The following is an 11,426-nucleotide window of genomic DNA, read 5'->3' on the forward strand; positions in this document are numbered from 1 at the left end:
CTCCCCCTAGTGGAGGTGCATACAACCGAACGCACAAGGCATTTCCTCGTGAAAAAGCCTAAAAAAATCCTCCAGTTTCGGCTAGAGGACAAGAATGTGTTTAATGCTATTCACCTGAATAGCATTGGATATGTTTTTGAATTCGGAACTATCCCAGTTGTTTTTGCAAAAACCAACAAAAGAGGGATTCCGGCCATCTCCTTGCTGATAAGCATGCTGGGTGGGGTCTTCTCCCTCTTGACCAGTGTCTACGCGGCTGACACGATCTACCTGGTCCTGGTTTCCATCTCCGGCTTGGCGGTGGTCTTCGTCTGGATGGCGATCGCCCTGTGCCAGCTCAAGTTCCGGCAGAAGTGGCTGAAAGAAGGGCATACGGAGGACGAGCTCAAGTTCAAGACCCCCCTCTATCCTTTCACGCCTTGGTTTGCCTTTATCGCCAGCCTGGCCTCCTGCCTTTTGATCTGGTTTGACCCTTCCCAGAGGGTGGCCTTGTACGCGACGATTCCATTCGTGATCTTCTGCTACGTCGCCCACCATTTCTATGCTAAAAACCAGGAGAAAAAGCAGACCAGCCTTTAACAAGAGCGTCTTCGGGCGCTTTTCTTTTTGCCTGGGAATCGAATCAAATCAAGCAAATCTAATCAAATCAAATCAAATCTAATCAAATCATTGACGACATTGACGCGATTCGCTAAAATATGATTAGATTGCAAGCAGTAAAAAGGAGGCGCGCCATGCTTACGCCAAATGATTCCAGCAGCTTTGAAAACCAGCTTTCTCCCCGCCAGGACTTGACCTTCAACTCCCTGCAGGCCCTTTTTGACCAGCAGGGGCTCCCCTTTAGCCCGCCGTCCAGCCAGTTCGGCATCCTCCAGTTCAGTAATTTCGACCTCCTGGTCTCTGACCAGTGCCCTTACACGATCAAGTGCGCTGTTTTTAAGGGGACAGACCAGGATGAATTCCTGGACCGGCAGGAGTTTACCGGGTCCCTGGCCGCTCAATTCCAGCAGGTCTACGCTTTTTTGGAAAAGCACAACCCAGTAGAGAGCCAGATTAAGGGACTTTACCGGGAAGACCGGCCAGCCTACCCCAAGCAGGCCTTAAGGGAAGCCTTGATGAACGCAATTATCCACAGGGACTACAGCAACCCGGCCAGCAGCTTGATCAACTTATACACAGACCGGGTGGAATTCATTTCTTTTGGCGGCCTCATGCCCGGGATTAGCCTGGAAGACATCCAGCTGGGCCTGTCAGTTTGCCGGAACAAGCGCTTGGCTGACCTCTTTTACCAGCTGAAGCTGGTGGAATCCTACGGAACGGGGTTAGCCAGAATCAAGAGTGCCTACAAAGGCAGCCGCCTTGCGCCCCAGATTTTAGCCGCTCCCAGCTCTTTTAAGGTGGTCCTGCCCCATTACCAGGCAGCTGTTAAAGCGGCTTCTAAACCAGTCAAAAAGGCGGTAACACCTGCTCCTTCCCCTAGCCCAGCCCCCAAGCCAAAGGCCCGGGCAACTGGCAATGAAGAAACCGTTTTGGCTTTTGGCAAAGAGCATGGGGAATTTATCAGAAGCGATATTGAGGAGCTCTTAGGGGTCAGCCCAGCTACGGCGACCCGGCTCTTGCGGCAGATGGAAAACAGCGGCTTGGTTCTCAAGCGGGGCAAGGCCAAGGCCATCCGCTACCGGATCAGCGAAAATTCATAAACAAACAGTTCGGTTCCTGCCTAAACGTGCTAACATAGGTAGGGACTTTTTTATTCAAAAAATTACAATCCAATAGAAATCTGGCAACAATCATGCAACAATTTACTCCGATTCTTTTAGGCAGCGACATCAATGTTTACGGGATGGCCCGGTCCTTCCACGAGGCTTACGGGATCAAGGTCCAGGCCTGGGGCGCGTCCACTTTAGCCCCGACCCGGTATTCAAAGATCGTTGACATCGAGGTTCACCCGGGCCTTACTGAAGACCCGGAATTCATCAAGGTTATGCGCGAGAAGATCAAGGAATACAAGAAGCACCCGGAACCGGTGATCTTGATCTCCTGCGGGGACGGTTACTCAGAACTTTTAGCCAAGCACAAGCAGGAGCTGGAAGAGGCCTTCATCGTTCCTTATATCGACTACGCCCTCTTGGAAAAACTGATCTCTAAGGAGGGCTTCTACGAGGTCTGTGAAGAATACGGCCTGCCTTACCCGAAGACCAAGGTCATCACTATGTCCACTTACAAGGATGGTTCTTACGCCGACGTACCCTTCCCCTTCCCGGTCGCTTTAAAGCCGGAAGACCCGGTTTCCTGGCTGGACGTCCAGTTTGAAGGGCGGAAGAAGGCTTTTGTCATCAAGGACCTGGACGAATTCAAGGATATTGTGGGCAAGATCTACACCAATGGCTACAAGGAAGACTTGATTTTGCAGGACTTCATCCCGGGCGATGACTCCAACATGCGGGTCTTGAACGCTTATGTGGACAAGAATCACCAGGTCAAGATGATGTGCCTGGGCCACCCCCTCTTGGAAGACCCGGACCCGATTGCCATCGGCAACTACATGGTAATCGCGCCGGACTATGACGAGAAGCTCTACCAGACTGTCCAGGCCTTTTTGGAAAAGATCAACTACACGGGCATGGCCAACTTTGACATCAAGTACGACGTCCGCGACGGCCAGTACAAGTTCTTTGAGATCAACCTCCGCCAAGGCCGGTCCAGCTTCTACGTCACTTTGAACGGCTACAACCTGGCCAAGTGGTATGTGGACGACTATGTGGAAGACTCGCTTAAGGACCAGCCAGTTGTTTACGGCAACCAGGATCCGGCCAAGCACAAGCTCTGGTTGGGTGTACCGGAGAAGATTTTTGAACAATACGCGGTCGACTCCCTGGCCAAAAAGAAAGCCTTGGCACTTCTGCGGGCCGGCAAGGTGGGCACCACGGTCTTCTATAAGCCGGACATGAACGTCAAGCGCTGGCTCTTGATGAAGCACATGTACCACAACTACTACAAGGATTACCAGAAGTACTTCAAGGTCAATAAGGAGCAGTACTTCGAGAAAAAGTAAGAAACACAAACTTATGCACAGGAAAAAGAGGAATCTTGTGGAAGATCCCTCTTTTTTGCGAACTATTTTTCTGTCCTGTTTAAAAGTTGTGGATAATCCGCAGGCAGATGTGCAGGGCTTTGGCCTGGGAGGCCTGACCCCAATCGCGGTCATCATGCGCCTCCACGTTAGCCAGAGAATCAGCCGTGTAGAGGAGCTGGCCGAATTCAGCGCCCCGTTTAGCGGCAACAGCAGCCATTGAGGCGCACTCCATCTCTACCACCTGGCAGCCTTCCCCGCGTCGGTATTCGACCATGTCCTGGGTTTCCCGGAAAAAGCCGTCAGTCGTCCAGGTCGTGCAGGGCTCAAACGGTAGTCCCTGCTCTTTTAAGCCTTGGCCAATTTTTTCAACAGCTACTGGGTCAAGGTCTACATAGCGGCTAGCCGGCAGGTACTTGTAGGAAGTGCCTTCATCTCTTAAAGCCCGGGTCGGGATCAAGAAGTCGTTTTCCTTAATGTCCACCAAGGTCCCGCAGGAGCCAACAGCCAGAAACTTCCGGCAGCCAAGGGCGATCAAGGCATCCATGAACTGGGCGGCGGCGGGACCACCTAATGGTGCCCGGCATAAGCACAGCTGCTCACCTTGGTTCTCAATAATATAGATCGGCCGCAGGCGGTCAATCGTAATAAAATGGTCAGCCACAGTTGCCTTTACTTGCTCGGCATACTTATCGACTTCGTCCCCTAAGAAGGCAAAGAGGCATTTTTCCGGCAGCCTTACGCCTTCATTATCATGGCCCGGCTTCAGAACTTCCTGGGAAACCGGATCATATTCCAAAATCGGCAATTCGTTTTTCTCGATCATAATCTAGTCCTTTCCAGTTTAAGCAAGTTAAAGTATAGCAAATTACTACTTTTTGGTGAAAAGATTTTCTGTAACAGACAGAGTAAGCTTGACAAAGATTAGCGACTAGTGTATCTTTTAAATATACTTTAATTTTGTAAGGAAGGAAAAGCTGACATGACTAACTTTTCTGGTCAAAACATGAACACTATGTGTACTTGCGGCATGATGTGCGGCATGTGTTTTGCTATGCAAATTTACGATAGTGACGGCTTTTCTGTCAGTCTGTAAAGGACCAAGCGGTTCTTTCGCGAGATCAGACCAGGCTTATTGCCTAGGCTCAGTCACTATTGACTGGGCCTTTTTCTTTTGTCCTGGCCTTTAATTCGGTTCTAATACAAACCTGGCTTGTCCTGCTTTGCTAGAAAGGAGCTGTCAAAAATTTTACACAGCATTTTTACCGACTACCTGCCGCAAATCTTCGCGGCCGGCTTCAAATACACCATCACCCTGGCCATCATTTCCTTCATTCTTGGCTTGATCATCGCGCTGGTCACTGCCTTGGTGAGGATTTCAGACAAGGGCGGCGGCTTTTTAATCATCAAGGCCATCTTCCGCTTCTATGTCTGGCTCTTCCGGTCAACACCCCTGCTGGTGCAGCTTTTTATCGTCTACTTCGGCCTGCCTTATTTAAAAATCCCCGGCCTTTTGCCTAACGGGATCAAACTGGCTCCTTTTACCGCCGGCATTATCACCTTCTCTTTGAACACCGGGGCCTACGCTTCAGAGACGATCCGGGCTGCTATTCAATCCGTGCCGCGCGAACAATGGGAAGCAGCTGCTTCCATCGGCATGAACCGGGGAAAGACTCTGAGAAGAATCATCCTACCCCAAGCTCTAAAAGTTTCCATCCCGCCTTTGTCCAACAGCTTCATCGGCTTGGTCAAGGACACGTCCCTGGCAGCCTCAATCACCATTGTGGAAATGTTTGAAGTCAGCCAGCAGATCGCCGCGGAAAACTACCAGCCCCTGATCATGTACAGCCTGGTTGCCCTGGTTTACGCTCTCTTCTGCAGCGTCCTCTCCTGGCTCCAGGGCTGGCTTGAAAAGGCAAGCAGCCGACATAGCAAAGAAAGCGAGGCAGAAGCATGAAAATCACTAAGGTAAGCAAGACTTTTGGCAACCACCAAGTTTTAAAAAACATTTCTCTGGACTTCCCTGCCGGCAAAACGACCGTTTTGGTTGGCCCATCCGGCTCCGGGAAATCCACTATTCTCCGCTCCTTAGACCTGCTGGAGCGGCCGGAAAGCGGAAACTTTGACCTGGATGAGCTCCACATTGATTTTTCCCAAAAAATCAAAGACGCGGATATCTTAACTGTCCGCAAGAAGACCGGGATGGTCTTTCAGTCCTACAACCTCTTCCCCCACTTCACGGTCTTGCAGAACGTGACCGAAGGCCCTGTCCAGGTTCTAGGGAAAAAGAAGGCTGACGCGGAGGCTGAAGCCAAGCAGCTCCTGGCCAAGGTAGGCCTGGCCGATAAAGCAGACTTTTACCCAGAGACGCTTTCTGGCGGGCAGGCGCAGAGAGTCGCGATCGCCAGGTCCCTGGCCATGCATCCCGAATACATCTTGCTAGATGAGCCGACCAGTGCCCTGGACCCCGAACTGGAAATGGAAGTGCTGAAGGTGCTCTTGGAACTAGCTAAGGAAAAGCAGTCCCTGGTCATCGTAACCCATAATCTGGCATTTGCCCGGCGGGTCGCCGACAAGATCGTCTTTGTGGAAAACGGAGAGATCCTCTACGATGGAGATGCCGGGAAATTTTTTGCTCAAGACAATGACAACCAGCGGATCCGGGACTTCCTTAATTCCATGTCCCTGGCCAGCTTGGACTGATTTTTAGCAAAAATCGCAAAACTAAAAATATAAACAGAAAAGAGAAACATCATGAAAAAATTAATCAAGAAAATCTTGTCCTTTTTAGCAGTTGCGGGAATTGGCGCCAGCCTGGCCGCTTGCTCCTCATCTTCCAGCTCATCCTCAAGTTCTTCTTCCTACCAGTCAGAACTGACCAGCAAGGGGACTTTGACGATCGGTCTGGAAGGCACTTATGCCCCATATTCTTACCGGAAGAGCGGCAAGCTGACCGGTTTTGAAGTCGACTTAGGCAAGGCCGTTGCTAAAAAGCTGGGCTTAAAAGCCAAGTTTGTTCCAACCAAGTGGGATTCCTTGATCGCCGGCCTGGGCTCTAGCAAGTACGATGTAGTTTTGAACAACATCACTCAAACGCCAGAACGCAAGAAGGTCTACAATTTCTCTGACCCTTACATTTATTCCCGCTGCGCCTTGATCACCAAAAAGTCCAGCAAGGTTACCAAGTTAAGCCAGATCCAAGGGAAAAAGTGGGCTGAAGGCACTGGGACCTACAACGCGGCCCTGGTTAAGAAGTACAAGGGGACCATCGTTCCTTCTGAGGATTTTTCAACCAGTCTGTCCTTAGTCCGCCAAGGCCGCGTGGACGGGACAATCAATGCCGCTGAAGCCTGGTATGCGTATGCCAAGGACAACAACACCAAGGACTTAAAGATGACCGACTTGTCCAAGCAAGTTGATCCAGTTAAGGTTTCCGCTCTTTTCAACAAGAAGAACACCAAGCTTTTGGCCAAGTTCAACAAGGCCTTAGCCGAAGTCAGAAAAGAAGGCACTTTGAAGAAGCTCTCCATCAAGTACTTTGGGGCTGATATCACTAAGAGCAACTAAGCTTTAAGCAAAAAATGAAGACAAAAGAAAAGGAGCCAGTTCCGGTTTGGAACTGGCTCCTTTTAGATGCAGAGAATTATATGGGATAGTGTGCTTTAAGCGTGGAATTCGATTACTACGCAGACCATAGCATTGCTGCCGCTGCTGTGGTGGCCTACGCCGATGTAGGCGGTGTGGTTGCCAGATACGAGATCAAGGCTTTTTACCGGATCAGCGACTTGTCAGCAAAAGAGCTGAATCAGCGCTTCAAGAGTGCCTTCTTTTGCTTAGCGGAATACTTCATCCAGACCAATGCTGTCGGAGACGCATGCCTTTGACGAGTTAATCAAGGAATTGGAAAAAAGAGATAAGAACTAGGTGACTACCATGACTGAAGTAATGCCACAATTTATCCAGGTCAAGCTCGACCGGGCCAAGAAGGAAACGACTGAAGAAGTGACTGAAGAAGTGACTGAAGAAGTGACTAAAGAAACGACTGAGAAGGTGACTAGAGATTACTTGCTCAACATTCTCAACACCACTAACTTAACTCTGGATGGAGCCATGGACCTCTTGGGCATCCCCGAAGCAGACCGCCCTATGTACAAAGACCTGCTCAAGAAAAAGTAAGCAGCAAAAAAGCGGACAAGGCAAACTTGTCCGCTTTTCTTACGCTTTAATTTTATAATTCATCGCCGTTTGAAGCGATAACCTTTTGGTACCAGTAGTATGAATCCTTAGGCAGGCGCTTAAGCGTACCTTCGCCCTTGTCATCACGGTCAACGTAGATGAAGCCATACCGCTTGGACATTTGACCAGTTCCAGCAGAAACGCAGTCAATGCAGCCCCAAGTCGTGTAGGCACGCAGGTCAACCCCATGTTCAACTGCCTTGTCCATCGCCTTGATGTGCTTTCTCAAGTAGTCAATCCGGTAATCGTCATGAACAGTACCATCTTCTAGCTTATCAACGGCACCAAGACCATTTTCCACCACCATCATTGGGATGCCATAACGGTCATACATCTTTTCCAAGTACAGTTGCAAGCCGTCTGGGTCAGTTGACCAGCCCCATTCAGAGTATTCAAGATATGGGTTCTTAGCGCCGGCAGCGAAGTTGCCCTTAGCCTTTTCGCCAACATCATGGGTGGTAACCATGTTTGACATGTAGTATGAGAAGGTGTACATGTCAACTTTACCTTCCTTCATGACTTCAAGGTCGCCATCTTCAATCTTCAAATGAACATTGTGTTCATCCCATAAGCGCTTGGCAAAACTTGGATACTCACCCTTAGCTTGCGCGTCAGCACAGTAAAGCTGGCTCAATTCTTCTTCATAGCGGGCAGCCAAAGCATCCTTTGGATCAGGAGTGCCTGGGTAGTAAACAGAACCGGCAATCATGTTCCCGATCATGAAGTCTGGATTGATCTTGTGGCCTGCAACAACTGCCTTAGCAGAAGCAACGAATTGGTGGTGCAGCTTTTGGTAAGCCTTTTGGTAATCTGCATCAGATACCTTGCCGTCACCCACCAGCTTCAAGAACATCAAGGATGAGTTGATTTCGTTGAAGGTCAGCCAGTATTTAACCAGGTCCTTGTATTCCTTGAACAAGGTCGTCGCGTACTTAACGTAGAGGTCAATCATCTTGCGGTCTTGCCAGTCGTTGTACTTTTCGCCTAAAGCCAATGGGTCTTCATAGTGGGAAATCGTAACTAATGGTTCAATCCCGTTCTTCTTCAGTTCTTCAAAGACTCTGCGGTAGAAGTCCAGCCCTTCCTGGTTTGGCTTGTCTTCTTCACCGGTTGGGAAAATCCGCGTCCAGGCAATGGAAGTTCTGAATACCTTAAAGCCCATGTCCGCGAACATCTTGATGTCTTCCTTGTAATGATGGTAAAAATCGATCGCTACATGGTTCGGGTAGTATTCATTGTCAAAAATCTTCCCCTTAGCGCCCTTTGGCAAGGAGCTGGCGAACATCCCAGCTACTTTGCCATCCTTGCCATCCAAAGTGTAAGTCAGATAACGCGGACTTTCCAAAGAGCCGGCCGTGGTAATGTCAGTCACTGACAAGCCCTTGCCGCCTTCGTTGTATCCACCTTCAACTTGGTTAGCAGCTACGGCGCCGCCCCACAAAAAGTCTTTTCTAAAATGAGCCATTATTTTTCCTCCTAAATTGTAAGTTCAGGTTTATTCGTCTAAATCAGTTGTAGCAGCAAGCTATTTGCTCTTACAAACAGTATGGTATCATATAGGAAAGCGATTACTCCCCATTTCTTAAAGCACTTAGGGACAATTCATAAAGGAGAAAAGGACATGCCCATTGCTTACGAAGAGATCGACAATCTCGCCCGCCTCCCCTTCAAATTTTTCAAAAGATCAAATTACGCTCCTAAAGCCCCCACCCACTGGCATACCGGAATCGAAATCGATTATTTGGTATCTGGGGAAGACTTCAAGGTTGTCATTGCTGGCCAGACCCACCATTACAATTCCGGCGATATCTGGGCTATTGACCGCTCACAGATTCATGCCGCGACGGGGCACAAAGACCGGTATTATTATGTGATGGGACTGATTATTGACAATAATTTTTTAGAAAAAGAATATCCTTCCAGTAAAAATTGGCGGATCAAGATGGACCATATCAGCCGCGATACAGCCAGCTACCGGCAGTTAAGAAAAAATCTGATTACCATCGCTGAACTCGTCGACCAGCCGATCAGTGACAGTATCCGCTTTTTAATTTTGAGCGAATTTTTTCAAATGATTGCCCTGATCGACAGCGAATATACTGAAAAAACTGCCGTCACAACGCCGCCAAACCAATCTTTGGCTGACACGGTGATCGCCTACATCGCCAACAACTCTTCCACCAATATCACGGCACAAAGCATTGCTGAACATTTTAGAATTTCACAAGTGACTTTAAATAAAGAATTGAGCCAAGTGACTAAACTTCCTTTAGGCAAATATTTAAAACAAGTCCGGCTCATGCATGCCAGATACCTCTTGCTGAGTACAAACTATTCCGTCGCCTACATTGCCAATTACTGCGGCTTTTCTTCAGCCAAAGTTTTAGAACGTAATTTTAAAGCCTGGAAAAAAATGACCCCCAGCCAATATCGCAAAGCTTTTAGCAAATATTTCAATGAATAAAAAACGGACAAGCCAAACTTGCCCGCTTTTTCGTTTAACCTGCAGTATTGCTCAAATGAATCTCCCGGTCAAATAACTGCCGCATCTCTTCAGTCAAGTTGTGCGCGATAAAAACAATCGTTGCATCGTTTTGCAACAGATTCTGCAGAATTTCCAAGCCATTGTGTGCATCGATGGCTGAAGTGCCTTCATCAATGAAAATCAGCTGACTGTCATGGATCTGTGCTCTGGCCAAAACCACTTTTTGCCGCTGGCCGCCAGACAGGGCATGCTTGCCTTGATCGAGTTCCGTATCTACTCCTGCCGGGAATTTAGCCAGATCTTTTTCCAAATTCACCTGCTTAACAAAATGCATTACCCGGTCATTCAGCTTGGAGTTAAACATTGTAATGTTTTCCTTGATTGTACCTGGAAAGAGAACCGGATCTTGCGGAACATAACCAATTTGAGACAGGTCTGGCCGCTCAATTTCTTGCCCGGCTTCGTTTTTAAAACAAATCTTTCCAGTCGCCAATGGCAACTCCTGCAGGATCAGCTTAAAAAGCGTAGATTTTCCAGTCCCGCTGTCACCTGACAATAAGATTTTTTCTCCCCGCTTGATTTGAAAATCCGGATAAGTGATTTTTTCCTCATTACTAAAAGCTACAGACAAGGCTTGAACTGACAATGACTGAAAATGGTCCAAACTTTCAGTCTTTTCTAAGTGGTCGGTCTGAACTGCAAGCTGCTTTCTGAGCTTGGCGTTTAAAGTCTTGCTTGACTGCAAAATAGTATATTGGTTGACCACAACCCCCAGTTCAGTAAAAATCGTGCTGGCAAAGTTGCCAATGCTAAAGAAAACACCGAAATTCATCCGGCCAGTAATAATCAAGACACCTGAAACGAGCAAAATCAAGGCCTGGGACAACACGTTTGCGGCATTGTTGACGCCGCTGGCAACTTGCATCCGGCCGGACCGTCTGACATTGGCATCTTCAAGTCGCTTTCCTTGAGCAGTCGTCACCGCCAAAAGCTTCTGCTTGACGTGGTATCTCTGCAAAACGCTCAAACCGCTAAACCATTTTTCCAGCATATCGAGATAACGCTTGTTTTCATTAGAAATATCATCCATAGCCTTTTGCAAAGCTGGAGATAAAAATCGAGGCATGAAAAACATCAACACTGCAAGAAGCAGAATTACCAGCAATAAAAGCCAGCTGTAGGTAAAGACGATGATTGAGGAAAGGACTACATCCAATCCACAAGCGGCAATTTTCAGCCATGGAGCCAGGAAATTTTCACCCAGCATGTTTAAATCTTGGGTCAAACTGTTCTGAACGCTGGAAACTTTTGGTGCCTTGTTACCACTGTTGTAGATTTTTTCCACTTCAGCAGACCGAAGCTTGTGGAAATACTCTTGAGTCTGTTTGTCATACAAGTAATTGGCTCTATAAGACAAGCTGCTGCCGATGGAATTAACCACAAAATTAATCCCGATAATTGTCACGAAAAGCAGCAGGTTTCCTTTGCGCAAGCTGTCCCCCAGCAGTGTCAGCAAGGCGTTGTTGCCGGCCAGAAGCGCGCTGCCGCCAATAACTAAATGCTAACTTCCCAGAGCAATCAAACTCAAGTCCTCTAAGAAAAGGACCTAAACCCGCAAAAATACTGTATTTT

The 11,426-nt window shown here is 48.2% G+C and carries 10 protein-coding genes and 2 pseudogenes; 9 read left to right on the forward strand and 3 right to left on the reverse strand.

From position 1 onward, the window contains the following. Nucleotides 1–144: 144 nt before the first annotated feature. From DS743_RS00190 to DS743_RS00200, 3 genes and pseudogenes are all read left to right on the forward strand, one after another. Nucleotides 145–579 (forward strand): annotated as a pseudogene (locus DS743_RS00190) (amino acid permease); the annotation flags it as partial. A gap of 155 nt (nucleotides 580–734) precedes the next feature. Then, a complete protein-coding gene (locus DS743_RS00195) occupies nucleotides 735–1,700 on the forward strand; it encodes an ATP-binding protein (RefSeq protein ID WP_035160947.1) in 966 nt (321 codons plus the stop codon). A 92-nt stretch (nucleotides 1,701–1,792) separates the two neighbouring features. After that, nucleotides 1,793–3,055 carry a carboxylate--amine ligase gene (locus DS743_RS00200; protein WP_035183917.1) on the forward strand — a complete coding sequence of 421 codons (1,263 nt, stop codon included), beginning with the start codon at nucleotides 1,793–1,795 and terminating at the stop codon, nucleotides 3,053–3,055. 79 nt (nucleotides 3,056–3,134) lie between these two features. On the opposite strand, the gene DS743_RS00205 is transcribed toward DS743_RS00200, so the two are convergent. Next, entirely contained in the window at nucleotides 3,135–3,899 is a 765-nt protein-coding gene (locus tag DS743_RS00205; RefSeq protein ID WP_013439059.1) for a nucleoside phosphorylase, read from the reverse strand. A 411-nt stretch (nucleotides 3,900–4,310) separates the two neighbouring features. Here DS743_RS00205 and DS743_RS00210 point away from each other — a divergent pair, with 411 nt between their 5' ends. The 5 genes from DS743_RS00210 (at nucleotide 4,311) to DS743_RS00230 (ending at nucleotide 7,249) form a co-directional block, all read left to right on the forward strand. Further along, complete coding sequence (locus tag DS743_RS00210) at nucleotides 4,311–5,030, forward strand: amino acid ABC transporter permease (protein WP_152790522.1); 720 nt, start codon at nucleotides 4,311–4,313, stop codon at nucleotides 5,028–5,030. Next, nucleotides 5,027–5,776, forward strand: a complete 750-nt coding sequence (locus tag DS743_RS00215; RefSeq protein ID WP_013439058.1) for an amino acid ABC transporter ATP-binding protein — start codon at nucleotides 5,027–5,029, stop codon at nucleotides 5,774–5,776. Before DS743_RS00210 ends, DS743_RS00215 begins: the two co-directional genes overlap by 4 nt. Nucleotides 5,777–5,827: 51 nt before the next feature. Next, a complete protein-coding gene (locus DS743_RS00220) occupies nucleotides 5,828–6,640 on the forward strand; it encodes a transporter substrate-binding domain-containing protein (protein WP_258945796.1) in 813 nt (270 codons plus the stop codon). Nucleotides 6,641–6,741: 101 nt separating this feature from the next. Further along, nucleotides 6,742–6,957 carry a hypothetical protein gene (locus DS743_RS00225; RefSeq protein WP_002877258.1) on the forward strand — a complete coding sequence of 72 codons (216 nt, stop codon included), beginning with the start codon at nucleotides 6,742–6,744 and terminating at the stop codon, nucleotides 6,955–6,957. 49 nt (nucleotides 6,958–7,006) lie between these two features. Then, a complete protein-coding gene (locus DS743_RS00230; RefSeq protein WP_035183922.1) occupies nucleotides 7,007–7,249 on the forward strand; it encodes a hypothetical protein in 243 nt (80 codons plus the stop codon). 52 nt (nucleotides 7,250–7,301) lie between these two features. Here the strand turns inward: DS743_RS00230 and DS743_RS00235 are convergent, their stop codons facing one another. Continuing rightward, nucleotides 7,302–8,774 carry a glycoside hydrolase family 1 protein gene (locus tag DS743_RS00235; RefSeq protein WP_013439055.1) on the reverse strand — a complete coding sequence of 491 codons (1,473 nt, stop codon included), beginning with the start codon at nucleotides 8,772–8,774 and terminating at the stop codon, nucleotides 7,302–7,304. A gap of 156 nt (nucleotides 8,775–8,930) precedes the next feature. Here DS743_RS00235 and DS743_RS00240 point away from each other — a divergent pair, with 156 nt between their 5' ends. Further along, a complete protein-coding gene (locus DS743_RS00240; protein ID WP_035164529.1) occupies nucleotides 8,931–9,773 on the forward strand; it encodes a helix-turn-helix domain-containing protein in 843 nt (280 codons plus the stop codon). A gap of 34 nt (nucleotides 9,774–9,807) precedes the next feature. Here the strand turns inward: DS743_RS00240 and DS743_RS00245 are convergent. Beyond that, nucleotides 9,808–11,352: pseudogene (locus DS743_RS00245) on the reverse strand (ATP-binding cassette domain-containing protein); the annotation flags it as partial. Nucleotides 11,353–11,426: the final 74 nt, after the last annotated feature.

Origin of the sequence: Lactobacillus leichmannii (assembly GCF_024701915.1) — a bacterium.
In the GTDB taxonomy this organism is placed as follows: Bacteria; Bacillota; Bacilli; order Lactobacillales; family Lactobacillaceae; genus Lactobacillus; species Lactobacillus delbrueckii.

Coding starts and splice junctions, on each gene's coding strand:
- DS743_RS00195 (WP_035160947.1), top strand. CDS start 735: ATGCTTACGCCAAATGATTCCAGCAGCTTTGAAAACCAGCTTTCTCCC.
- DS743_RS00200 (WP_035183917.1), top strand. CDS start 1,793: ATGCAACAATTTACTCCGATTCTTTTAGGCAGCGACATCAATGTTTAC.
- DS743_RS00205 (WP_013439059.1), bottom strand. CDS start 3,899: ATGATCGAGAAAAACGAATTGCCGATTTTGGAATATGATCCGGTTTCC.
- DS743_RS00215 (WP_013439058.1), top strand. CDS start 5,027: ATGAAAATCACTAAGGTAAGCAAGACTTTTGGCAACCACCAAGTTTTA.
- DS743_RS00220 (WP_258945796.1), top strand. CDS start 5,828: ATGAAAAAATTAATCAAGAAAATCTTGTCCTTTTTAGCAGTTGCGGGA.
- DS743_RS00230 (WP_035183922.1), top strand. CDS start 7,007: ATGACTGAAGTAATGCCACAATTTATCCAGGTCAAGCTCGACCGGGCC.
- DS743_RS00235 (WP_013439055.1), bottom strand. CDS start 8,774: ATGGCTCATTTTAGAAAAGACTTTTTGTGGGGCGGCGCCGTAGCTGCT.
- DS743_RS00240 (WP_035164529.1), top strand. CDS start 8,931: ATGCCCATTGCTTACGAAGAGATCGACAATCTCGCCCGCCTCCCCTTC.